20 protein-coding genes, 1 tRNA gene and 2 pseudogenes are annotated in these 22,045 nt (G+C 73.2%); 12 read left to right on the top strand and 11 right to left on the bottom strand.

Going from position 1 to position 22,045, the window contains the following annotated elements; translation table 11 throughout:
- Positions 1 to 85 precede the first annotated feature (85 nt).
- From GHR20_RS01350 to GHR20_RS01335, 4 genes are read left to right on the top strand one after another with little or no spacing between them, the layout of a single operon-like run.
- Positions 86 to 1,594: an NAD(P)/FAD-dependent oxidoreductase gene (locus tag GHR20_RS01350; protein WP_153811890.1), complete on the top strand. Its 1,509-nt coding sequence runs from the start codon at positions 86 to 88 to the stop codon at positions 1,592 to 1,594.
- Positions 1,591 to 2,550 (top strand): alpha/beta fold hydrolase, encoded by a 960-nt coding sequence (locus GHR20_RS01345; protein ID WP_153811889.1) that lies wholly within the window; start codon positions 1,591 to 1,593, stop codon positions 2,548 to 2,550. The genes GHR20_RS01350 and GHR20_RS01345 overlap by 4 nt, the downstream gene beginning before the upstream one ends.
- On the top strand, positions 2,547 to 3,398 hold the full coding sequence (locus GHR20_RS01340; RefSeq protein WP_153811888.1) for an SDR family oxidoreductase: 852 nt from the start codon (positions 2,547 to 2,549) through the stop codon (positions 3,396 to 3,398). Before GHR20_RS01345 ends, GHR20_RS01340 begins: the two co-directional genes overlap by 4 nt.
- Before the next feature lie 42 nt (positions 3,399 to 3,440).
- A complete protein-coding gene (locus GHR20_RS01335) occupies positions 3,441 to 3,833 on the top strand; it encodes a hypothetical protein (protein ID WP_153811887.1) in 393 nt (130 codons plus the stop codon).
- 38 nt (positions 3,834 to 3,871) lie between these two features.
- Here GHR20_RS01335 and GHR20_RS01330 read toward each other — a convergent pair.
- The 3 genes and pseudogenes from GHR20_RS01330 to GHR20_RS01320 form a co-directional block, all read right to left on the bottom strand.
- Positions 3,872 to 4,076: pseudogene (locus tag GHR20_RS01330) on the bottom strand (S58 family peptidase); the annotation flags it as partial.
- A 124-nt stretch (positions 4,077 to 4,200) separates the two neighbouring features.
- Positions 4,201 to 5,592 carry an acyl-CoA reductase gene (locus GHR20_RS01325; protein ID WP_153811886.1) on the bottom strand — a complete coding sequence of 464 codons (1,392 nt, stop codon included), beginning with the start codon at positions 5,590 to 5,592 and terminating at the stop codon, positions 4,201 to 4,203.
- The gene (locus GHR20_RS01320; RefSeq protein WP_153811885.1) at positions 5,589 to 6,797 is read right to left on the bottom strand and encodes an acyl-protein synthase; all 1,209 of its coding nucleotides are present in this window, start codon (positions 6,795 to 6,797) and stop codon (positions 5,589 to 5,591) included. Before GHR20_RS01320 ends, GHR20_RS01325 begins: the two co-directional genes overlap by 4 nt.
- Before the next feature lie 117 nt (positions 6,798 to 6,914).
- Between GHR20_RS01320 and GHR20_RS01315 the strand changes: the two genes are divergently transcribed.
- Positions 6,915 to 7,574 (top strand): MSMEG_1061 family FMN-dependent PPOX-type flavoprotein, encoded by a 660-nt coding sequence (locus GHR20_RS01315; protein ID WP_153811884.1) that lies wholly within the window; start codon positions 6,915 to 6,917, stop codon positions 7,572 to 7,574.
- Positions 7,575 to 7,620: 46 nt separating this feature from the next.
- On the opposite strand, the gene GHR20_RS01310 is transcribed toward GHR20_RS01315, so the two are convergent.
- Positions 7,621 to 9,660 (bottom strand): right-handed parallel beta-helix repeat-containing protein, encoded by a 2,040-nt coding sequence (locus tag GHR20_RS01310; protein ID WP_153811883.1) that lies wholly within the window; start codon positions 9,658 to 9,660, stop codon positions 7,621 to 7,623.
- Between the two features lie 79 nt (positions 9,661 to 9,739).
- A tRNA-OTHER gene (locus GHR20_RS01305) sits at positions 9,740 to 9,838 on the bottom strand.
- A gap of 256 nt (positions 9,839 to 10,094) precedes the next feature.
- Between GHR20_RS01305 and GHR20_RS01300 the strand changes: the two genes are divergently transcribed.
- The 5 genes and pseudogenes from GHR20_RS01300 (at position 10,095) to GHR20_RS01285 (ending at position 13,096) form a co-directional block, all read left to right on the top strand.
- Positions 10,095 to 10,613 carry a hypothetical protein gene (locus GHR20_RS01300; RefSeq protein ID WP_111581590.1) on the top strand — a complete coding sequence of 173 codons (519 nt, stop codon included), beginning with the start codon at positions 10,095 to 10,097 and terminating at the stop codon, positions 10,611 to 10,613.
- Positions 10,614 to 10,873: 260 nt separating this feature from the next.
- Positions 10,874 to 11,086 (top strand): hypothetical protein, encoded by a 213-nt coding sequence (locus GHR20_RS01295; protein ID WP_153811882.1) that lies wholly within the window; start codon positions 10,874 to 10,876, stop codon positions 11,084 to 11,086.
- 56 nt (positions 11,087 to 11,142) lie between these two features.
- Positions 11,143 to 12,009, top strand: a pseudogene (locus GHR20_RS01290) (nucleotide sugar dehydrogenase); the annotation flags it as partial.
- Positions 12,010 to 12,122: 113 nt separating this feature from the next.
- On the top strand, positions 12,123 to 12,401 hold the full coding sequence (locus tag GHR20_RS37210) for a UDP-glucose/GDP-mannose dehydrogenase family protein (RefSeq protein ID WP_343336039.1): 279 nt from the start codon (positions 12,123 to 12,125) through the stop codon (positions 12,399 to 12,401).
- A 161-nt stretch (positions 12,402 to 12,562) separates the two neighbouring features.
- Positions 12,563 to 13,096: an EF-hand domain-containing protein gene (locus GHR20_RS01285; RefSeq protein WP_111581587.1), complete on the top strand. Its 534-nt coding sequence runs from the start codon at positions 12,563 to 12,565 to the stop codon at positions 13,094 to 13,096.
- A 160-nt stretch (positions 13,097 to 13,256) separates the two neighbouring features.
- Here GHR20_RS01285 and GHR20_RS01280 read toward each other — a convergent pair whose 3' ends face one another.
- Genes GHR20_RS01280 through GHR20_RS01255 form a run of 6 tightly spaced genes read right to left on the bottom strand, consistent with a single transcriptional unit; the run spans position 13,257 to position 19,162 of the window.
- Entirely contained in the window at positions 13,257 to 13,730 is a 474-nt protein-coding gene (locus tag GHR20_RS01280; RefSeq protein WP_111581586.1) for a hypothetical protein, read from the bottom strand.
- On the bottom strand, positions 13,727 to 14,665 hold the full coding sequence (locus tag GHR20_RS01275; protein WP_153811881.1) for a Gfo/Idh/MocA family oxidoreductase: 939 nt from the start codon (positions 14,663 to 14,665) through the stop codon (positions 13,727 to 13,729). Before GHR20_RS01275 ends, GHR20_RS01280 begins: the two co-directional genes overlap by 4 nt.
- Entirely contained in the window at positions 14,662 to 15,780 is a 1,119-nt protein-coding gene (locus GHR20_RS01270; RefSeq protein WP_153811880.1) for an Ldh family oxidoreductase, read from the bottom strand. Before GHR20_RS01270 ends, GHR20_RS01275 begins: the two co-directional genes overlap by 4 nt.
- 43 nt (positions 15,781 to 15,823) lie before the next feature.
- Positions 15,824 to 17,146 (bottom strand): M20/M25/M40 family metallo-hydrolase, encoded by a 1,323-nt coding sequence (locus tag GHR20_RS01265; protein ID WP_153811879.1) that lies wholly within the window; start codon positions 17,144 to 17,146, stop codon positions 15,824 to 15,826.
- Positions 17,143 to 18,021 carry a sugar phosphate isomerase/epimerase family protein gene (locus GHR20_RS01260; protein WP_153811878.1) on the bottom strand — a complete coding sequence of 293 codons (879 nt, stop codon included), beginning with the start codon at positions 18,019 to 18,021 and terminating at the stop codon, positions 17,143 to 17,145. Before GHR20_RS01260 ends, GHR20_RS01265 begins: the two co-directional genes overlap by 4 nt.
- Position 18,022: 1 nt before the next feature.
- A complete protein-coding gene (locus GHR20_RS01255; RefSeq protein WP_194858768.1) occupies positions 18,023 to 19,162 on the bottom strand; it encodes a Gfo/Idh/MocA family oxidoreductase in 1,140 nt (379 codons plus the stop codon).
- A gap of 380 nt (positions 19,163 to 19,542) precedes the next feature.
- On the opposite strand from GHR20_RS01255, the gene GHR20_RS01250 reads away from it, so the two are divergent.
- Together GHR20_RS01250 and GHR20_RS01245 are read left to right on the top strand one after the other, a co-directional pair.
- The gene (locus GHR20_RS01250) at positions 19,543 to 20,637 is read left to right on the top strand and encodes a DegT/DnrJ/EryC1/StrS family aminotransferase (RefSeq protein ID WP_243877850.1); all 1,095 of its coding nucleotides are present in this window, start codon (positions 19,543 to 19,545) and stop codon (positions 20,635 to 20,637) included.
- Positions 20,634 to 21,776 carry a DegT/DnrJ/EryC1/StrS family aminotransferase gene (locus GHR20_RS01245; RefSeq protein WP_153811876.1) on the top strand — a complete coding sequence of 381 codons (1,143 nt, stop codon included), beginning with the start codon at positions 20,634 to 20,636 and terminating at the stop codon, positions 21,774 to 21,776. Before GHR20_RS01250 ends, GHR20_RS01245 begins: the two co-directional genes overlap by 4 nt.
- Positions 21,777 to 22,045 lie beyond the last annotated feature (269 nt).

The following is a 22,045-nucleotide window of genomic DNA, read 5'->3' as shown; positions in this document are numbered from 1 at the left end:
GAATGATGGTGCGAACTGCCTCTAGGCGTGGGCCGTGTTCGTTCCGACCATGGAGCGGTCCACCGCCGCTGTGAGGGAGCCGCCCATGTCCTGCGAAGCCGACGCACCCGCCGCCGAACATCTGGACGTCCTGATCGTCGGCGCCGGGATATCCGGCATCGGCGCCGGCCACTATCTGACGACCGGGCTGCCGGACAAGAGCTTCGCGATCCTGGAGGCGCGCGCCGACCTCGGCGGCACCTGGGACCTGTTCCGCTACCCCGGCATCCGGTCGGACTCCGATCTGCACACCTTCGGCTACGAGTTCAAGCCGTGGCGGGACGCGGAGTCGATAGCCGACGCGCCGCAGATCCTCGCCTATCTGCGGGAGACCGTGCGCGAGAACCGCCTGGAGTCCCGCATCCGCTACCACCACAAGGTGCTCGGCGCCTCCTGGTCGAGCGAACGGGCGCGCTGGACGGTCGAGATCGAGCGCACCGACACCGGCGAGCGGACGACGCTGACCTGCGGCTGGTTCTTCTGTGCGATGGGCTACTACCGTTACGACGCCGGGTTCACCCCGCGCTTCGAGGGGCGAGAACGTTTCCGCGGGACGATCGCGCACCCCCAGCAGTGGCCCGAGGACCTCGACCACGCGGGCAAGCGCGTCGTGGTGATCGGCAGCGGCGCCACGGCGGTCACCCTCGTCCCGTCGATGGCCCGCACCGCCGCCCGGGTGACGATGGTCCAGCGCACCCCGTCGTACATCATGCCCGTCCCCCGCAAGGACCCGATCGCCAACGCGCTGCGCGGGCTGCTCGGGGACCGGCGGGGATACGCGCTCGCCCGGCGCAAGAACATCGCCCGGCAGCGCGCCGTCTGGTCCTTCTGCCAACGGCACCCGAAGGCGGCGCGCCGGATCATCCGCTGGGTCAACACCCGGCAACTGCCCGCGGGCTACCCTGTCGACGAGCACTTCAACCCGCCGTACGACCCCTGGGACCAGCGGCTGTGCGCGGTCCCGGACGGCGACCTCTTCAAGGCCATCAGGAACGGCAGCGCCTCGATCGTGACCGACCGGATCAGCACCTTCACCGAGCGGGGCGTCCTGCTGCGGTCGGGCCGCGAGATCGAGGCCGACATCATCGTCACGGCCACCGGGCTGAACGCGCAGGCGCTGGGCGGCATCCCGATCACCGTCGACGGAACCGCGGTCCACCTGCCCGACACCGTCGCCTACAAGGGCATGATGCTCTCCGGCGTCCCCAACCTCGCCTACGCCATCGGCTACACCAACTCCTCCTGGACCCTGAAGGTCGGCCTGCTCTGCGAGCACTTCTGCCGCCTGCTGGCCCATATGAGCACGCACGGCTACGACATCTGCCGCCCCGAACCGGCCGATCCCGCCATGCCGACCCGGCCCTTCCTCGACTTCGGGGCCGGCTACATCCAGCGCGCCGTCGACCAGCTGCCCCGGCAGGGCGACCGCATGCCCTGGCTGACCTCCACCGGCTACGCCGACGACGTCGCACTGCTGCGCTCCGACAGCGTCACCGATCCCGAACTGCGCTTCACCCGGGTCACCGCCGACGAGCCCCGGGCGGTGGCCCGGTGAGCGGGACGGAGGGACCGGGCGGCGACGGCCCGACGAGCGAGACCGAGGACCGCTTCCTCACCACCCCGGCGGGCCTGCGCCTGTGCTACCGCGTCGACGGGCCCGCCGACGGTGTGCCCCTGCTGCTGATCGCCGGGCTCGGCCTGGACCTCACCTCCTGGCCGCGGCCGATGGTGGACGCCTTCACCGGCAGCGGTTTCCGGGTCGTCCGGCCGGACAACCGCGACATCGGCCGCTCCGCCCGCGTGGCGACCCCGCCGCCGGGGCTGCTGCGCCAGGCGCTGGCCCGGCCGCGCCCGGACGCGTACGACCTCGCCGACATGGCCGAGGACACCCGCCACCTCCTCGACCACCTCGGCATCGAACGGGTCCACCTGGTCGGCATGTCGATGGGCGGCATGATCGCGCAGACCCTCGCGGCCCGGCACCCGCACCGCGTCGCCACCCTGACCTCCGTCTTCTCCACCACCGGCAGCAGGAAGGTGGGCCGGCCGGCGCTGTCCACCCTGGTCCGCATGGCCAAGCGCCCCGCCAGGACCCCCGAGGAATCGGTGACCCGGCACCTGGCCCTGCTCGCCCACATCGGCTCCCGCGTCTTCCCGCCCGACGAGGCGCGGGAGCGGGCCTGGGCCGGCGCGGTGTGGGAACGCGGCCGGGACGCCGAGGGCGTCGCCCGCCAGATCGGCGCCATCCAGGCGTCCGGCGACCGCACCGCCGAACTGCGCCGGATCACCGCCCCCACCGTGGTCGTCCACGGCACCCGGGACCCCATGGTGCATCCGAGCGGCGGCCGCGCCACCGCCGCCGCCGTGCCCGGCGCCCGGCACGTGGAGATCACCGGCATGGGCCACCATCTCGCCCCCGGCGTCCTCGACCGCCTCGTCGGCCTGACCACTGACCTCGCCCGCACCCATGGCGCCGCCGTCACCCGTACCCGGACAGAGGAAGCCGCATGAGCACCGTCACCGGCAAGGTCGCCGTCGTCACCGGCGCCGGCTCCGGCATCGGCCGGGGCCTCGCGGCCGAACTCGCCCGCCGCGGCGCCCGGCTCGCCCTCAGCGACGTCCACGAGGCCGGCCTCGCCGAGACCGCCGCCCAGGTCGAGTCCCTCGGCGCCGAGGCGCACACCGCGCGGCTCGACGTCAGCGACCGCGCGGCCGTCGAGAGCTACGCCACGACCGTCGCCGAGCACTTCGGGACCGTGCACCAGGTGTACAACAACGCCGGTATCGGCGGGGGCGGCGGCACCGTCCTCGAAACCGACTGGAGCGTCTACGACCGTACGATCGCGGTCAACCTCTTCGGGGTCGTCCACGGCACCAAGGCGTTCCTGCCCCATCTGATCGCCTCGGGCGACGGGCACGTGGTCAACATCTCCAGCCTCAACGGGATCATGGCCCAGCCCACGCTCGGCGCCTACTGCGCCGCCAAGTTCGGGGTGCGCGGGTTCACCGAGACGCTGCGCACGGAGATGCTCGCGGGGCGCCATCCGGTGCGGGTCAGCGTCGTCCACCCCGGCGGCGTCCGGACCAACATCGCCACCGCGGCCCTCGACGCGGCCCGCGGCCAGGGCATCGAGATCCCCGCCCGGCAGCTGGCCCGCGCCCGCACCTACAACGAGAAGCTCCTGAAGATGCCCGCCGGGCGGGCCGCCACGATCATCGTCGACGGAGTGGAGGCCGGTCGGCCGCGCATCATGGTGGGCCGTGACGCCCAGGCCGCCGACCTGCTCGTCCGGCTCTTCCCACGCCTGTCGCCGAAGCTGACCGTGCTGTTGGAGCGCAGACTCTTCGGCAAGGCGTGAGGGGGGCGGAGCCGTGCGCGCCGGTGCCGGGAGAATGACCGGATGGTGAGCACGGAGGAGTGGGCGCGGGAGCGCCGCCGACTGTGTTTCGGGCAGCGCCTGTCCGGGCGGGTGGTCCTCGTGCCGCGGCCGGGCGTGATCGGGGTCTTCGTGGACGTCGGACTCGTCGTCGGCGGGTTCGTCGACGGGATTCTGCTGCCACAGGACGCCGAGCGGTGGCCCACGGCGGGCACCGAGTCGGAGTTCGAGGTCTGGTGGGCCGACGACCGGCCCCAGCTCCGGCTGAAGCCCGTGGAACGGCGTTATCTGCGAGAGGACTTCGCCGAATGGGCCGCCCGGTGGCGCCCCGGCTGGCCGCAGGAACACGGCCGACCGGTCCTGGCCGCCGACGGCGCACCCACGACACCCGAGGACGCGGAACCTCAGGACGGATGACGCGCCGCGAGGACGTCCGGGAGCCGGTCCGGCGGCGGGGCGGGCAGCGGCGCGTGGGGGCCGATCGGGTCCGGTACGACGGCGGTCACCCTGTGTACCTCGGCAAGGCGGCGGATGGTGGTGTGCCCGACCCGGACGCCGGGCACATCGGTGATCGCGTCGAGCGGCCCGGGGTGAACTCCCGATGACGATGCCCAGATCACGCGCCCGGGGACGGGCCGGCCACGCCGCCTGCTCCTCGATGGACGGAGCGGCAGGGGCGGCGGCACCTCCGTGACCGCCGCCCCCGCGGCGTGATCGTGCTACGGCCGGACGCGTGCGGTCGACGATCGTCTCCGGCTGGTCGTCCGATCGTTGATCCCCCAGGTCAGCGCTCGGCGCCCCCGGTGATCTCCAAGGCTCCCGCGATCGCGATGCTGACCCTGCGGCTGTACCGCTGGAGCGCCAGCTGGCCGTCATGCGGTTCGCCCGGGTAGCTGTCCAGCATGGCGCCCGGTGCGGTGACGCGCAGGGCGCCGGCGCGGAAGAACTCGCCGGCGAGGGGGACTGCCTGGTCGGCCGAGGCGTGCAGGCCCACGGTCTGGAGGTAGCGGCGCATCGGGTGCAGGACGCGCACGATGTCCTCGCGCGGGAGGGGCTTGACCCAGACGGTCCCGAACAGGGGAGAGGCGGTGAGGCCGGGGCGCTTGTCCGCGAGGACGTGCCAGCGCCCGCCGGGCCCGCTGAACGTCCGGGTGAGGCCCAGGTGTTCCTCCAGACGCGCGACCGTGACGACGTTCGTGACCTCCGCCTGCTCGGCCGTGTCCCTCGGGAACTCGGGGAACCCGTCCGCCTCGGCGGCCAGCGCGTCCGCGAGGGCACGGGCCTCGGTGAACAGCACCTCCGTGTCGTCCGTGTCGACGTAGACGACCTGGGGGCTCGTGCAGGTGCGCTGGCCGTTGCGGAGGATGTCCCGGGCCAGCGCCCGCAGCGCCGCCCCGTCCCGGCGCTCGCCCGTGCGGTCGAGGTAGGCGAGGGAGATCTTCGGCCCCCAGTCGACCAGCCGGCAGCCGGACGGCAGGAACCGCGCCACCCCCTCGACCGCCTCCTCGGTCCCCCAGACCGCCACCGCGTCGGCGGGGCGGCACAGCTGGCGCAGCCAGTCCGTGTCCCTGGAGGAGAACCGCAGCACCACCAGCCGCTCGCGCACCTGGCCCGACGGATCGGCGTCGGCGAGCGCCGCCAGCGCGTGCTGGGTGAACAGGCTCTCCCCGCCACTGGTCTTGACAACGTTGACATTGCCCGCGAGAAGACCCTCGACGGCGCTGAGCACGCCCGCGACGGCCACATTGCGCGGCGCGATGTGCACCAACGTGCCCACCGGCTGCCACAGTTCGGCCGCACCGTCCGCGAACTCCGCCGCGACGGGCCGGTACGGAGCCGTGCCGCCGAGCTCCGCCGTCAGCTGGGCGGTCAGCGGCTCACGGCCGAGGGCCGAGGCGAGCCCCGCGAGGGCGGCTTCCGCGTCGCCGGCGTCGAGCGCCGTCGTCCCGGGATCGGTCAGATCGGCGAACAGCCGCTGGTACGGCGCGCCGTCCCGGTCGGTGAGCACCTCGGCGAACCGCGCGCACGCGCCCAGGACATGCTCGGTGTCCAGCGGCCCGGACAGGGCGGGAAGGAGGGAGCCGAGCCGGCCGAGCCGGCGCCCGGCCTCCTCCGCGTCGACCCATTCCCCCTGCCAGTAGTAGGGGGTGGTCACGGTCTGCGCGACGGTCGTCATCGAACCTCCATGAGCTCCGCCGCGGCGACGGCGCACGTACGGTTGCGGCGCACACCCGCGCGCCCGAGGACCTCGAACCACGGCGTGGCGATCCCGCAGTCGCCCGGCGGACGCAGGGTGCCGAGATCGGCCATCAGCACGCTGTGCGCGGGCAGCGCCGTGATGAACGGCGACACGAACTGGAGATAGCCCACATCGCCGTACCCCACCGGCTCCAGGGTGCGTACGTCCCGCACGACGCAGCGCGCCCACACCGGCACATGGAAGTGATGCGCCGCGCACTCGATGTACGGGACGCAGTGCTCGACCGAGCCGTAGCAGTCCCGGATCCGCTCATCCGGGATACCGAGCTGCCGTTCGATGCCCGCCCGGAACTCCGTGCGCCCGATGGCCCGGTCGGCATGGCTCTTCCAGCCGCCACCGGTCAGCACCAGGGAACCCTCGGGAAGCCGCAGGGGCGGAACCCCCATCGTCCCCATCCGCTCCAGCACGGTGTGCAGCAGCGCGGGGAACCCGACGATCCGCACCGGCTCCGCGCGCTTCGCGAACTCCAGCAGGGTGTCGACGCAGCCCATGGGGTCGAACTCGTGCCCGTCACCGGTGTTGCGCAGCGCGTGCCGGACGGAGGCGACGGGCGCGAAGTCGCACAGCTCGTTCAGGCCGTGCGCGGCGCCCATGGTGAGCCGGGGGTCCGGCTCGTACCCGAGGACGAGATAGTTGGCGGGCCGCTCCACGTCGATCAGCCCGAGCGCCTTCATCGTCCAGGCGTCCATCCGCTGCGCGGTCCCGATGGACCACGCGTCGAACCCGATCTCCGTCTTCTCACCCCCCGTCCCCGACGACGTCAGCCGCAGCGCCACGGCATCGTCCGCGATCGAGCTCAAAGCGTGTCTCTTGAACAAGTTCACATGTATGTAGGGCAGTTCGGCGACCTGCCCCACGCTGTCCATATCCGGCGCCCCCGCCTCCTTCCACAGTGCCCCGTACAGGGGGTTGCGCAGGGTGTGCCAGGCGTTGATCTCGCGCATGGCCGCGACGAACAGCTCGTCGGCGGCCGCATCGGCGCGAAAGGGGTCGGAGAGGTCGCACAACTCCTGTACCCGTGGCAGCTCTCCGGGTTCCGGGACCTCCAGGGGCCGGAAGTACTGTGCGAGAGAGTCGAGTTGACGTACGAGCTCGGCGTCAGAGGTCGACGCGGTGGTCATAGCACTCCTTGTTGATCACTACGTGTGCAGACCAAGTTGAACCCGACGGCCCTTGAACCACCGATATCTCCGATGGGTTTGAGCCAGCCGCGACGACCGGCTACTAGGGTCGGGATCATGACGACCGTTCTTGCCAGCACCGCATTCGACTCGCTCCGACTCGACGCCGTGACCGACCAGGAGGCGCTGCGCCGGGTCTACGCGCTCCCCGGCGCCGCCGCCGTGCGCAAGCAGATGACCGAACTCACGGACCAGACAAGCCGTTTGATCGGCTGCTCGTCGCTGGTGCTGGTCGCCAGCGCGGACGCCGAGGGCAACTGCGACGTCTCCCCGCGCGGCGGTCCCGCCGGGTTCGTCTCCGTCCTGGACGCGCGGACGGTGGCGATACCGGACGCGACCGGCAACAAGCGCCTGGACACCCTGCGCAACGTCATCGCCACCGGCCGGGCCGGGCTGCTGTTCGTCGTCCCGGGCCGCACCACGACGCTCCGCGTCAACGGCCGGGCCTGCGTCTCCACCCGCCCCGACCTGCTGTCCCAGCTGACCGCGGTGGGCAAGCCGCCGGCCAGCGCGCTGGTGGTGGGGATCGAGGAGGTCTACCCGCACTGCCCCAAGTCGTTGCTGCGCAGCGGCGCCTGGAAGCCGGAGCAGTGGCTGGCGGCGGACGCCCAGCCGACCTCGGCCGAGGTGACTCTGGCCCAGATGCGGATGCCGGAACTGACGATCGCCGACATCGAGCGGGCCGAGGCGGATGCGCTGAAGTACCGGTACGAGTAAAGGCCGTCGCGCCCGACCGGGATGCCGTTTCGGGGTGCCGGGGTGGTCAGCGGGTCGAGAGCTCGTTGACGGAGAGATTGCCCCAGGTATGGTTCGCGGCCTTCACCACCAGGCGGACGCCGGTGGTGGCGACCGCGGCCGGCAGGCGCAGGGCGGCGAGTTCGACCTGCCCGCTGTTGGCCGCCCAGCCGATCGTGGCGTCGGCCGACCGGGTCGTCCACGCGGTGCCGTCCCAGGTCTGGACGTCGAGCCTGGTGACGCCCTGCCCCTGGCCGTAGTGCGTGGCCAGGACGACCTCCGACACCTCGCGCGGGCTCGGGAAGGTCAGGGTGAGGGTTCCCGGATAGGTGACGCCGGTGTCGGGGCTGGCCCAAGTGGCTTGATCCGAACCGTCGGTGAGGGCGACGGGGGACGTCGACTGACCGTCGCCGAAGCTCGTGGCGGCCGTCGGGGCGGCCTCGTCGAGACCCGTGCCCGCGGTGCGCTGGAGGCCGCCGAGGTCGGGCATCCCGGCGGGCAGCGCCGTACCCACCGCGTCACGGCCGCCGTCGTGGGCGATGTCCAGACCCCGTGCGAGAACGGGCGAGCCGGCCGTCGGCAGGTATCCGCCGAGGTCGTCCAGCGAAGCGGCCGCGCCCGGTGCGGTCAGCCGGGCGTCGCCGGTGAGCGCCGCCTTGTCCGCCGGGGGGACCGGGCCGTCCTGGTAGAGGTTGCGGTCGTAGGCGACGACACCCGCGTCGTCGTACGGCAGCCGGGCGCCGTCGTAGATGACGTTGTTGCGGAACCTGACGTCCCGGACCGTGCCGCTCCACACCTTGACGAGGCTGAACGACGCCCGGTCCGGGTGGTCCGCGATGAACGGCGTCAACGGCACCCAGACGGTGTTGTTGTAGACGTCGATGTTCCTGGCATTGGTCGACAGCGCGAACACCTGATTGGCGTCGCCCTGGCTGACGTTGTAGCGCACCGTCGCCTCGGCCGGGGCGCTCCCGGTCGACACCGCGATGAAGAAGCCGCCCTCGTTGTCGTGGCTGAAGTTGTACTGCACCAGGCTGCGGTGCACGGAGGCGTCGGCGTCGAAGGCGGTGCCGTCGCTGGAGAGCCCCCAGTACTTCGTGCCCGACACCTCGTTGAACCGCACCACCGTGTCGTCCGCCCCGGCCCACCAGATGCCGACATTGCCGTGGTTCTGCGCGGCCCGCGCCACCCGGTTGTGCTCGATCAGGGCGCCGCGCGCCTGCATGACCGTGATGCCGCCCGCCGAGACGTCGTGCACGGAGTTGCCCCGTACGACCACCCCGGTGCTCGGCGTCCACGGCCGGAAGTCACCGGCGGGGACTCCCATGAGGTCGGGCCAGAGGGAGTCCCAGCCCTCCCGCCGCATCCACTGCGACCAGGTGACGATGCCGTAGGCCCGGGTGTCGTAGACCTCGTTGTCCGCGATCGTCAGGTTCTCGTAGTACGTGGGTGTCCGCTTCCCCCGGGCGCTGACGATGATCCCGCCGGCGGAGGGGTTGGACGCCTGGCCGCCCGACGCCGCGCCCTGGACCGCGTGCACCCGGTTGTCGCGTACGACGACCCCCGTGACGGCGCCCCGGTCGGTGGCGACCACCCCGATGCCGGTCCGGGGGGTCGTACCGGCGCCGGAGTTGGTGACCTCGAAGCCGTCCACGACGATGTCGTGCTCGTCGCTGATTTTGATCGCGGCGTCCACCGCCCCGCCGCCGTCGATCAGGGGTTTCGCGCCGCTGCCGTAGGAGGTCAGGACGACGGGGTCGGCCGCGGTGCCCGAGCCCTTCGGACTGAGCTGCCCGGCCCAGCGGCCGCCCGCCTTGAACCGCACGGTGTCCCCGGGGAGCAAGCTCTGCGCGTCGACCCTGGACAGGCTGCGCCACGCCGTCGCCGGGGTGAGGCCGTCCGCGGTGTCGCTGCCGTCCGGATCGACGTAGTACGAGGTTCCCGTGCCGGATGCGGCCGGGTGGGCGGGGGAGTGCGCGGGAGCGGCCGGGGCCGGGGGAGCGGAGCCGAGGGTACCCGCGCACAGCAGGAAGGCCATGAGGGCCGTCCCGGGGAGGCGTCGTGACATGGGGACTCCTTGCGGCGGCGGCGAGGACCGGCGCGACGCGCTCCAGGGGGAGGACCGGGAGCGCGGGGCCGCCGGTTCGTGGCGGAGAGGGCAGGATTTGAACCTGCGTGGACCCCTGGGGGTCCGACCTTGAGGCGTGCTCAACTGGTCCCCGATAAGCCACTCCGGGCACCTCTCCTCGTTCCCGGCTCCGGGGCGGTGCCCCCTCGCCGTTCACAGGGAAGAGACTGCCAGGCGGCACTGACGGACCGCTGACGAGAGGCTGACGGTCTCTCTTCTCCGTCCCGGGTGCGGCCCGTTGATATGTGTAATGGCCACGAGTGTCACAGAAATGTCTCAGGGTCGGGTGCCGGGCAACCGGGGAGACGGCGCCTCTGTCTCGATAGGCGCAAGGCCCGCTCACCGGGAGCGGGGCCCGTCCTCAGGGGGAACTGATGCGCGTCCAGAAGATCTCGATGTTCGCCGTCGCCGGTGTCGCGCTCGGCCTGTCGCTCACGGCCTGCGGCGGCAGCGGCTCCGACGGCGCCTCGCCCTCCTCGGCCGCGTCGTCCACCGCCACCAGCTCCACGCGGCCCGGCTCCGCCGCCTCCGCGTCCGGCCAGGGCTCGGCATCCGGCCAGGGCGCGACCCGCACCACGCCGGCCGGCACCCCGAAGAAGTCCGCCCCGGAGAAGGGCACCAAGCCCGCCGGTACCCCCAAGAAGTCCGGGGTGAGCTGCACCAACCAGATCGACTACGCGGGCGACCCGCGGTCGAACGCGGAGATCAACAGCATCGGCGAGCAGACCGGCCACTGCCCCGCCCCGGAGAAGGGCACCAAGCCCGCCGGCACCCCGAAGAAGCCCGGTGTCAGCTGCACCAACCAGATCGACTACGCGGGCGACCCCCGCTCCAACGCCGAGATCAACTCCATCGGCGAGGACACCGGCTACTGCCCGCCGGTCCAGCACTGAGGCCCCCGGTCCCGACCCGAGCGGGACCGCCACGCACATGACCGCCGCCCGGCAGGGACGGCGGTCATCGTCGTTTTCGGGGGACCGACTCCCCGGCGGAATAAGGGAAGTTGGCGCACGCCAGAGGGTGTCTGGCCGGATCCCGCGTCAACTCCGCTTGACCGTATCGCCGGTTCAGGTGCTTGGGGGAGCTCCCGCGCTTATCCGGTGTTCCGGCAGAAAATAATCCACTCAACGACGCAGACGAACTGGAGCAATACATGCCCCGTACCCGTATCGCCCCGCTCGCCGCGGCCGGTGCAGCACCGCCCGCGGCAAGCGCCTCCACCGGCACCGCCCCCGCGGCGGACGAGGGCGACGTCGTGGTGCGCAGGACGGAACCGACGCTCCGGCCCGCACACCACGTCTCCTACGGGCGCCGGGAACTCCACCGCGGACACCCGGCACCCGCCGGCGGCGGCCTCCGCGTCTGAGCCGCGGCCGTCCCTCTGCGCCACACCCGCTTCCACACCTTGGAGAACCTGCACACATGGCCGCCGAACTCGTCGTCATGGGGCTGGGGCACGTCGGGCTGCCGCTCTCCCGAGCCGCGGTCTCGGCCGGCCTGGCGACCGCGGGATACGACGTGTCCCGCCCCGTGGTGGACGGCCTCGCCGAGGGCCGCTCGCACGTCGGCGGAGTCGACGACGCCGATGTCGCGGCCATGCTCCGCGCGGGCTTCCACGCCACGGACGACCCCGCGGTCCTGGAAGGCGCGCAGACCGTGGTGATCTGCGTCCCCACCGGACTCACGGACAAGGGCCTGCCCGACCTCTCCGCCGTCGAGGACGCGACCGCGGCCGTCGCCGCCCGGCTGCACCCCGGCACCCTCGTCGTCCTGGAGTCCACCAGCTACCCGGGCACCACCGAGGACGTCGTACGACCGCTGCTGGAGCGCGGCAGCGGACTGCGGGCCGGCGAGGACTTCCACCTCGCGTACTCCCCGCAGCGCATCGATCCCGGCAACCCGACCTGGGACGTCCGCAACACCCCGAAGATCGTGAGCGGCCGCACCGCGCTGTGCGCCAAACACGCCGTGGCGTTCTACTCCCGGTTCGTGGACCAGCTCGTCGTCGCCCGGGGCACCCGCGAGGCGGAGATGGCCAAGCTCCTGGAGAACACCTACCGCTACGTCAACATCGCCCTGGTCGACGAGGTGGCCCTGTTCTGCCATGAGACGGGCATCGACATCTGGGACGTCCTGCACTGCGCGGCGTCCAAGCCGTTCGGCTTCGCGCCGTTCAGCCCCGGACCCGGTGTCGGCGGCCACTGCATCCCCGTCGACCCCCGCTATCTCGCCGCCCGCGCGGAGTCCCAGGGCTTCGCCTTCCGCACTCTCGCCGCCGCCCAGGACGTACTGAGCCGCATGCCGGACCACGTCGTGGACCGCGCGCTGACCATTCTCACCGAGACCGCGGGACGCCCCGAGGGGCGAGAGCCCTGCTGCTCGGCGTCACCTACAAGCCCGATGTGGCGGACATCCGCGAGACACCGGCACGCCAGGTGGCCACGGGACTGCTCGCCGCCGGCGTCGAGGTGTCGTACCACGACCCCTACGTCCCCGAGTTCACCGTCGGCGGCACACCGCTGCCCCGCGCCGAGAACCTGCGGGACGCCCTGGACCGGGTGGACGTGGCCATCCTGCTCCAGGACCACGCCTGTTACGCGAGAGAGACGCTGGGCCAGGCCCGCTGCGCCCTGCTGGACACCCGCGGCAAGGCCGTGGGCCGCAGAGTCACCCTTCTCTGACCTGACCTCTCATCCTCGCCGGCTCCGTCCGGCTCCCCTCCGGCCGGTCCCCGACCGGCCCCCAGAACCCGCGCACCGGCACCGCCGTGCGTGGACGCGGCCCTGCCCGGGCTGCCGCAGTTCAGTACCGCCGTAACACCATCAAAAGCAAGGAGAAACCCATGAGCACCGCTGCCGCCAACGCGCGTCTGGTGAAGCGTTTCGACAAGTGGGACACCGACGGCAACGGGGTCCTCGACGCCGCCGACTTCCAGAGCGAGGCCGGACGCATCGCCCAGAACCTGGGCAAGGACGCGGACTCGCCGGAGGTCCAGGAACTGCACAGCGCGTTCACGGGTCTGTACGAGTACCTCGCCGAGAAGGCCGGTGTCGAGGCCGGCGGCGTCATCAGCCGCCAGCAGTTCCTCGACGCCACCGGGGACATGCTGTTCAAGGAGGGCGAGGCCAGCTTCAACCGCGCCCTGTCGCCGATCGTGAAGGCGCTCATCCGCCTGTGCGACGAGGACCACGACGGCCAGATCGACGCCCGTGAGTTCCAGGCGTGGCTGTCCGGCGTCGGCGTGCCGGTGTCCGATGCCGGACTGGCGTTCCAGAAGGTCGACACCAACGGCGACGGGCGGCTGTCCGAGGACGAACTCCTGGAGGTCGTACGCGACTTCCACTTCGGCCGGCTCGAGGTCGAGCTGCTCGGCTGACCCGCCGGACCTCCTCCGGTGACACGGGGTGGCGCCGCCGGGCTCAGCGGCCGGCGCCACCCCGTGCGCGACGACACCGGTGACAGGCCAGACCCCTACGGGTCCGGTCGCACGTGGGCCCCCGCACCCGGCCACGGGTACAGGGGCCCACGCGTGCGCCTCAGGCTCCGTGTGGCGCGCCGTCCGCCGTCCCGGCCCGCTCCCGCACGCGGGCACCGGCCCTTACGGGCCCGCCCTGGGTGAAGGTCACGGCCTGCTCCGGCAGCAGCTCCAGGTCACGCCCGCTGACCGAACGCCCGGCATGGATCAGGATGTTGTAGTGGTTCGGCAGATGGCAGGCGTCGAAGCCGAGCACCGTGCCGACCACCGTGTCCCCGACACACACCAGGTCGCCCCGGTCGATCACCCCGCCGCAGCCCAGCTCCACGAAGCCCAGGAACCCCACCCGGTCGATCCGGGCGCCGGGGTACGGCTCCCACTGGTCGGTGGTGACCAACTCGTGCACCTCACCGCGTCGTACACAGCGCGCCGCGTGCTCCTCCACCCGCATACCCCGGTCCGTACGCCGGTGCACCAGCACCTTCACCAGGGTGCCGCGCACCACGCGCTTCGGACCGTCCTCCGCCGGGTTCACCGGACCACCCCCTGCCCGGCGGGCAGGGCGCAGCCGTACGCCGCCTCCACCAACTCCAGGGCGTGCAGCCCCCCGTGCGCACCCGGACCGGCCGCGGTGCGCCCGTCCACGAGCTCCGCGAACTCGCCGAGGACCGCCTCGTACTCGTGCCAGAGCGACCCCTTGAAGGCCGGGTGCCCGGCCAGCATGTCGGCGCTCAGCACCTCCCCGTCGGCCAAGTCCACCTCGATGTCCTTGAGTTCACCCGGGTACGACCAGTCCAGCTCGACCGATGCCATCGCCCCGGTACGGCCGCGTACGCGGATCACCGCCCGGCGGTCGATGCCCTGCCCGTCGCGCTCGATCGCGCACCCGGTGACGGTGAGGTCGCCGAGCAGCAGCCGTACCACGTCCAGGGCGTTGGGACCGTTGTCGGCCAGACAGCCGCCGCCGCAGCGAGCGGGGTCCAAGTACCATTCCTCGCCGCCGAGATGCTCCTCGATGCGCTCCAGGTACCGCACCCGGACCGAGTGGATCTCCCGGCCCGCGACCCGGCGCGCCAGATCGCGCACGGCCGTGTTGTAGCGGCGGTGGAAGGCAGTCATCAGCGGGACCCCGCCGCGGCGCGCCAGCTCCACCAGCACGCGTCCCTCGGCCGCGGTCAGGGCCAGCGGCTTCTCCACGCACACCGGGACACCGGCGCTCAACGCGTCCCGGCACACGGGCAGATGGACATCGTTCGGGACGGCCACGACCAGGGCGTCCGGCCGGGCCTCGGCCAGCAGCACCCGGTGGTCGGCGAACCGCGCCGCCGGACCGGCGTACGCCTCGAGGGTCTGCGCGCGGGCGTCGCACACGGCGGTCAGCTCCCAGGCGGGGAGCCGTTCGGCGGCGGCCAGATAGTAGGGCGAGATGGCGCCGAGGCCGACGACCCCGAGGCGCAGCGGCCGGTTCACCGAGGGCCCCCGAACAGCCCGAGCGCGGTCAGCTCCTCGTACAGGTGCGGCGGCAGCGGGATGCCGTCGCGGCGGCGCCCGGCCGCGAGTTCCGCCTCCCACCAGCCCGGATAACGCACCGGCTCGCCGTCGCGCACCGGCGGGCAGTCGGTGAGCGCACCGAACAGGGACCGGGTCGCGCCCGCCACATCCGCGTCGGGGCGCAGCACCTGCGGGGCGATGGCCAGCAGGAAGAAGCCGATGTCGTCGTCGCTGCCGTGCGGCCGGCCGTCCCCCGCCAGTGCCGCGGGCGCGGGCCCCACGGCCGCACCGGAGACCACGGCGGCCAGCAACTCCACGGCGAGGCCGAGCCCGAAGCCCTTGTGCACACCGGTCCGCGCGCTCCCGCCCAGCCAGCGCAGGAACGCCTCGCCGCGGTCGAAGGCGGCCGGGTCGGTCACCGGCTCGCCCGCCGCGTCCTCCAGCCAGCCCGCGGGCACCGGCTCGCCGCGCCGGGCGGCGACCCGCACCTTTCCGGTGGGGGCGACCGTGGTGCTCATGTCCAGCAGGAACGGATGCCCGTCGAGGGCGGGCGCGGCGACGCTGAGCGGGTTGGTGCCGAGCATCGCGAGCGCGCCGCCCGGGGGCCGTGCGATGCGCTGGCCGCCGCAGTTGCTCGCGACCACGCCGATCATCCCGGCGTGCGCGGCGCGCGCGGCGTGGAAACCGGCGCACCCGAAATGGGTAGCGCCACGGACCGACACCAGGCCGATCCCGTGCCGGGCGGCCCGTGCCACGGCGTCGTCCATGGCCTCCGCGGCCGCCCACAGGCCGAGCGCCCGCCGCGCGTCCACGACCGCGCAGGCGCCCAGGTCCGTGACGGTCTCCGGTTCGGCACGGGGATCGCAGCGGCCGGTGGTGAGCAACGGCAGGTAGAGGCGGCCGAGGTTGAACACACCGTGGGAGTCGAGCCCGGTCAGATCGCCGTGGCAGAGCGCGTCCGCGGCGAGCCGGGCCCGCGCGGCCGGGATGCCGTGGCCGGCGAACAGGCCGGTGAGCGCGGTGCGCAGCTCGGCGTGGTCGACCAGGACAGGGGTGCGCTCGGCCACCGCTCGGTGGGCGGGGGGTGCCGTCATCCGGATTCCTTAGGGGATGGGGTCGGTTCTTCTACGGGTCGGGTCATGGGGCGGGTCTGGGCACACCGGCGGTCAGGTGCGCGGCTCGCTCCACCGAGGGCCGCGCCCCGTCCGCGAAGGACGTGACGAGCCGGTGGACCACCCGGGCGAACTCCTCCAGGTCGGCGAGATCCACGAACTCGCCCGGCGCGTGGGCGCGGTTGGCGGCGAGGTCACCGGGGCCCAGCACCACGGTGAACGCGTCCGCCAGGCCCGCCGCCCAGACGGCGTCGCAGGTGAAACCGGGGTCGTCGGCCGGCGGCCGGGCACCCGCCCGGGCCAGGAGCGCCTCCGCCCAGGGGTCGTGGTTGTCCAGCGCGGGCAGCCCCCGCTTGTCCCAGCCGAGCCGGGTGACACGGGCCGCGTCCCGCGCCGTACGGGCGAACTCCCGCCCCGCGCCGAACAGTTCGGCGAATCGGTCGAGGCCCTCGGCCAGATGCCGGGTGACCGCCGACTTCAGGCGGTCGCCGTCGGCGGTGGCGCGGTACGACAGGTTCAGCAGCAGCGTGCCGGTGCCGTGGACGCGGTTGTGGGTGTGGCCGGTGTGCAGCCCGGCCACGCACACCCGGGCACCGGGCACGGCCCCGTCCAGGCGGGCGGCGAGATGCTGGGCGAGGAAGCCGAGCAGCACGGTCGCGTTGTGCCCGGCGTCCGGGTGGTCGTCCACCGCGTCCTCGCCCGCCACGGTGATCCGCGCGGTCATGGCGGCGGTCGCCCGGGGCAGCGCGCGCAGCCCGGTCGGCTCGCAGAACACATTCAGCCGCCCGTGGAACCCGGCCTCCATCAGCGGCCGGGTGCCGTAGGTGCCCAGCGCGCCGCCCTCCTCCCCGGCGACGGCCTGGACCAGCACGGTGACGTCCCGCCCGACCGCCGGATGCCCGGCGGCTGCCGCCAGCCCCGCGAGCAGGGCGACCGCGGGGCCCTTGGCGTCGACCGCGCCCCGCCCGGTGAACCGGGTGCCGTCGAAGCCCGGCGGGGTGTGCCCGGCGACGGTGTCCAGGTGCACGTTGAACATCACCGTGTCCGCACGGGCGCGTTCGGGCCCCAGCCGCAGCAGCAGACTGGGCTGGTCCTGGAGGAAGCGCGGATCCCGGGCGGCGGCGCGCACCGTGGCCGGTACGCCGGGCCGGTCCAGGCAGTTGGCGGCGGGCGCGGCGAGCCGTACCGTACGGAACCCGGCCGCCGCCGCGGACTGCGCGTATCGCTCCAGGACGCGCGGCAGCAGGGACGGCGGGTCGTCCGGGCCGGTCTCCAGCGGGTTGACGCTCGGCAGGCGCAGCAGATCGAGCAGCAGGTCGCGGTACCGGCCGGTGAACAGGTCGCTCACGCGGGGCCGTCCGCGAGGTCCTCGAGCAGCGCGACCAGCGCCCGCCCGGCCCGCACGAAGAGATCGGCGGCGTCCGCACCGGCCCGTGCCAGCCCCTCGTGCGGACGCACGGCGAGGTGCGGTTCGAGGGAGAGGCCCCCGCGGTAGCCGTGCGCGGTCAGGATTCGCAGACACTCGGCGACCCCGGCGGCGCCCTCGCCGGGGAGCGTGTAGGCGGTGGAGCCGTCCGGCAGGCGTACGGCGTCCTTGATGTGCACGTGCTCGACGTACGGCGCGAGGTCGCGCAGCATGGCCGGGGCGTCGTACCCGTAGGGGACGCCGTTGCCGGTGTCGAACAGCAGGCGCAGCGCGGGGCTGCCGACCGCGCGCAGCAGGCGCAGCGCCCGGTCGGCCCGGTCCCCGGCCCAGCCCGCGCAGTTCTCGTGCACCAGCACCAGGCCCGCGCGCGCTGCACGGTCCGCGAGGACGGCCGTGCGGGCCAGCGCGCGATCGGCCCATTCCCGCTCCGGCAGGCCGTCGTTCGGGTACGACATGATCCGCACCAGCCGGCAGCCGAGGGCGGCGCACCGCTCGGCCAGCACATCGAGTTCGGCGAGGTCCGGGCCGATGCCGCCGGTGACCGGACGCGACCAGTTCCCGATCCGGGACGCCACGCCGAGCACGGTGACCCCGTCGTCCGCGAGGCGCCGGGAGAGCGTCTCGAAGGCGGCGGGGGAGAGGTCGGCGAGCGCGGTGCCGTCGACGTTGCGCAGCTCGACGGAGGTCCAGCCCAGGCGCCGTAGCGCGGCCAGTTGACCGTCCAGGTCGGGCGCGGCCTCGTCCCCGATTCCGGCCAGCGGCCCGAAGCCGGGGGTGGCGAGGTGCCCCGGACGCATGTCAGCGGCTCCCGGCACGGGCCTGCGGAACCCCGGCCGGCGACGGGGAGGGCGGTGCCACGGCATGCGGTGGGGAGGCCGGCGCCACGGCACCGGGCGGCGCCACGTCACCGAGCCGCACCATGTCACCGGGCCGCGCCCCGACGGCACAGCCGGCACGCGCCGCACACAGCAGCCGCGCCGTCGCACACGCGAGCGCGAAGCTCATCGCACCGGCCGTTCCCGAGGCGAAGCCCCGGTAGGCGCCCTCCAGGAAGTCGGTCAGGGCGTCGTCACGGAAGACGTGGTGCTCAACCTCCGCGTCCGCGCGCTGGACGATGAGCTGGGCATGGTCGTCGTCCTCGCTCAGCGGGAAGTGCGCGGTGGCCGTCCCGCCCTCGAACGCGCAGACCACACTGCGCTGTCGGACCGCCGCGCCGAGATCGGAGCGCAGCAGGGTCGTCACCCCCGACGGGTGCGCCAGTTCGAGGTGCGCGCCGCCGAGACGGGGCAGCACCCGGTCCTCGCAGCGCAGGTCCCAGCAGTGCGCCGCCCGGAGTTCGGCCGGACCTGCCAGGTCCAGGACGAGCGCCAGCGCATGGGGGACCTCCACGTCCAGCGCGCTCGGGTGCCCGTCGGTGGTCAGCGACCGCAGGAAGCGGGGCTTGTGCTGGTCCACGGTGATACGGCGGAGCGGACCGAGCGGCTCGTCGCGGACCAGCCGGCGCAGCCGGGCCGTGAGCCGGGAGCCGGTCCAGTGCGAGACGACCACCACGTCGAGGTCCGCCCGCTCGCGCAGCCGCACCAGGGCGTCGAGTTCGTCCTCGGACGCGGCGAGGGGCTTCTCCACGATCAGCCGGCGGACCCCGTGCCCGGCGAGCCGCGCGATCACGTCGTACCGCATCCCGGGCGGTGTGCACACATGGGCCACCGTGGTGGCGGGGTCCACCCGGGCCAGGGCCTCGTCCAGTGTGCCGACGGCCGTGAGTTCACCGGGCGCGCCCGCATCCCCCCGTGCCTCGGCGCGCGGGTCGCAGCCGACCACGGGCAGGGCGACGAGCGGATCGCCGGTGGCCGCGGTGCGCCGGGCCAGCCGGGCGAGGGTCTTCAGATGCAGTCCGGATCCGGAGCGGCCGAGCCCGACCACGAGGGGCTTCAGCACCAGACCTCCTGGGAGAAGGGAAGAGAAAAGCGAACGTCTTTCGCGGGACACGCGGTTCGTCGGGCATGGCGTCGGCATGGCGCACAACTCCGGTGCGCCGCCCGACTATTGTCGTCCGAAGAGGAAAGGGTCAAGCGATCCGGAACCTCGTTACCCACAAAGTGTGAAGATGATCCTTTCCTTTCTCCGTCTGCGGGAAGATCCGACTAGCGTGGCCGTTCCACAGAAACGACGGGACGGGTGAGAGTTTGCCTTCCAGTGGACAGCTCCGGGCACCGGCCGGGGGCGCGGTACCGACCCTTCCGGGAACGGCCGAATCGATTCCCTTCTTCTCCCAGGCCGCCACTTTCGAACAATTGTGGCCGTCCATCGAAAAAGCGTTGGGCGACGTTTTCGACAGCGGCAAATTCAGCCATGGGAAACAGGTCGGGCAACTCGAGACGGAACTCGCCCGCTACACCGGGGCGCGCCATGTGATCGGCGTCAACAGCGGTACCGACGCCCTGGTGCTGCTGCTGCGCGCCTGCGGACTGCGGCCCGGTGACGGGGTCCTGGTGCCGGCGTACTCGTTCTTCGCCACCGCCTCGGCCGTCGTCCTCGCGGGCGGGCGCCCGCAGTTCGTGGACATCGACCCGCACACGTACGCGATGGACCCCGAGGCGCTCGACGCCGCCGTCACTCCCCGCAGCCGGTTCGTGATGCCGGTGCATCTGTTCCACACCATGGCCGACATGGCAGCCGTCGACGCCGTCGCCCGGCGGCACGGCCTCACCGTCGTGGAGGACAGCGCCGAGGCGATCGGCATGCGCCGGGGCAGGATTCACGCGGGGCTGCACGGCCGGGGCGGCGTCCTGTCGTTCTTCCCCTCGAAGACGCTCGGCGCGATCGGCGACGCCGGAGCCGTCCTCACCGACGACCCGGAGATCGCGGAGACCGTCGCGGCCCTGCGCCACCACGGCAGGGGCGGCCGTACGCTGAACGACTTCCCGGCCATCTCCACCGAGAGCGCGCTGCCGGGCGCGAACAGCAAGATGGACGACATCCAGGCGGCCGTCCTGCTCGCCAAACTGCCCCTCCTGGAGGCGCACATCGCGCGCCGCGCCGCACTGGCCGCCGCCTACACCGCCCGGCTGCGGGACGTGCCCGGCATCCTCCGCCTGCCCCGGACCGTCGCCGAGACGCCGGACGACCGCGACGTGCACTACGTCTACCTGATCGAGACCGAGCACCGCGACGCCCTGGTCGAACACCTCGGCGCACAGGGCATCGGCACCGAGGTCTACTACCCGCTGCCGCTGCCCCACCAGCCCGTCTTCGGCCATCTCGGCCACCGGCCCGGCGACTTCCCGCACGCGGAGGCCGCCGCCCGACGCGCCCTGGCCCTGCCCTTCCACCCCGATCTGCGCCCCGGCGACCTGGACCGCGTCTGCGACACCATCGGCTCCTTCCTCGCCACGACGAGGACCACCGCATGAGCACAACGCCCGCCACCGCCGTCCCCTTCTTCCCGCCCGCCCTCTTCGAGGCCGACCGCGCCCGGCTGATCGGCCTGGTCCGCGAGGTGGGCCTCGACCCGGAGCAACGTTTCATCCTGGGCGCGCGCACCGCCGCCTTCGAGGAACTGCTGCGCGCCGACCTCGGCGCCGCCGACGTGGTCGCCTGCTCCAGCGGCACCTCCGCGCTCTCCCTGGTGCTGCGGGCCATGGACATCGGCCCCGGCGACGAGGTGATCGTCCCCGCCTTCGGCTGCGCGCCCCTGGCCTCCTCGGTCGTCGCCGTCGGGGCCGTCCCGGTCTTCGCGGACATCCGCCCGGACACCATGACCATGGACCCGGACGCCGCCGAACGCCTCGTCACCGAGCGGACCAGGGCGGTGATGCCCGCCCATATGTTCTCCGTGATGGCCGACATGCCCCGTTTCACCGAGCTGGCCCGGCGGCACGGACTGCGCCTGGTGGAGGACTCGGCGGTCGCCCAGGGCGGCGTGTTGCGCGGAGTTCCGGCCGGGCTGTGGGGCGAGGCGGGGGTCTACTCCTTCGTGCAGGTCAAGACGTGCGGCATGCCCGGCGAGGGCGGAGCGGTGATCACCCGGGACCCGGCGCTCGGCGAGCGGGTGCGGATGCTGCGCAACCACGGCCAGCGGCCCGGGCGGCGCTTCGTGCACCACGCCGTCGGCGTCAACAGCCGCTTCGACGAGATCCAGGCGGCCTTCCAGACGTACCGCTACGCCGGTTTCCCCGCGCGCCTCGCGCGGCGGGCCGAGATCGCCGCGTACTACACCGAGCGCTTCACCCCGCTCGCCGACCGCGGTGTGACCCCGCCGCCGCCCGACCGCGACGGCCGCTGCTTCTACGTCTACACGGTCCTCGCCGACGCCCGGGAAGCCCTCGCCGCCCGGCTGGCCGAGCACGGGGTGGCCAGCCACGTCTACTACCCGAGCCCCCTGCCCGCGCACCCCGCGTTCGCCCCCTACGCGCCACCGGACGCCCGCTGGCCCGCGGCGGAGCGGGCGGCCCGCCGTCATCTGTCGCTGCCGGTGCACCACTTGCTGACCGACGCCCAGGTCCGGCAGGTGGCCGACCTCGTGTGCGCCTTCGCCACGGAGCACGGCTGACGGACCGCGGCCCGCCGGTAGGGAGGACGACGGCTGCCCGTCACCCGCCGTCCCGACGCGCGGCGGACCGCACGGCACCGGGCATCGGTGAGACCGGGCGGACCCCGTCACCGCGACCGCGCACCGGTGAACGCCTGGCGGCGAAGCGCCTCAGGACACCCCCGCCCCAGGACACCGACGAACCGAGGCGACCGACGGCCCGAGGGGACCGGCGGCCCGAGGCGACCGACAGCCCGGAGCAGCACGCCACCCGCTCGGTGCGCCGCGCC

The organism is Streptomyces sp. SUK 48 (assembly GCF_009650765.1).
In the GTDB taxonomy this organism is placed as follows: domain Bacteria; phylum Actinomycetota; class Actinomycetes; order Streptomycetales; family Streptomycetaceae; genus Streptomyces.
This window is presented reverse-complemented; position numbering and strand designations above follow the sequence as displayed.

Bases quoted from the DNA above. Each gene is read 5' to 3' on its own strand.
- GHR20_RS01285 (WP_111581587.1), top strand. From the start codon at position 12,563: ATGAGCACCGCTGCCGCCAACGCGCGTCTGGTGAAGCGTTTCGACAAG.
- GHR20_RS01340 (WP_153811888.1), top strand. From the start codon at position 2,547: ATGAGCACCGTCACCGGCAAGGTCGCCGTCGTCACCGGCGCCGGCTCC.
- GHR20_RS01245 (WP_153811876.1), top strand. From the start codon at position 20,634: ATGAGCACAACGCCCGCCACCGCCGTCCCCTTCTTCCCGCCCGCCCTC.
- GHR20_RS01295 (WP_153811882.1), top strand. From the start codon at position 10,874: ATGCCCCGTACCCGTATCGCCCCGCTCGCCGCGGCCGGTGCAGCACCG.
- GHR20_RS01325 (WP_153811886.1), bottom strand. From the start codon at position 5,592: ATGACGACCGTCGCGCAGACCGTGACCACCCCCTACTACTGGCAGGGG.
- GHR20_RS01350 (WP_153811890.1), top strand. From the start codon at position 86: ATGTCCTGCGAAGCCGACGCACCCGCCGCCGAACATCTGGACGTCCTG.
- GHR20_RS01315 (WP_153811884.1), top strand. From the start codon at position 6,915: ATGACGACCGTTCTTGCCAGCACCGCATTCGACTCGCTCCGACTCGAC.
- GHR20_RS01300 (WP_111581590.1), top strand. From the start codon at position 10,095: ATGCGCGTCCAGAAGATCTCGATGTTCGCCGTCGCCGGTGTCGCGCTC.
- GHR20_RS01335 (WP_153811887.1), top strand. From the start codon at position 3,441: ATGGTGAGCACGGAGGAGTGGGCGCGGGAGCGCCGCCGACTGTGTTTC.
- GHR20_RS01270 (WP_153811880.1), bottom strand. From the start codon at position 15,780: ATGACGGCACCCCCCGCCCACCGAGCGGTGGCCGAGCGCACCCCTGTC.
- GHR20_RS01320 (WP_153811885.1), bottom strand. From the start codon at position 6,797: ATGACCACCGCGTCGACCTCTGACGCCGAGCTCGTACGTCAACTCGAC.
- GHR20_RS01310 (WP_153811883.1), bottom strand. From the start codon at position 9,660: ATGTCACGACGCCTCCCCGGGACGGCCCTCATGGCCTTCCTGCTGTGC.
- GHR20_RS01260 (WP_153811878.1), bottom strand. From the start codon at position 18,021: ATGCGTCCGGGGCACCTCGCCACCCCCGGCTTCGGGCCGCTGGCCGGA.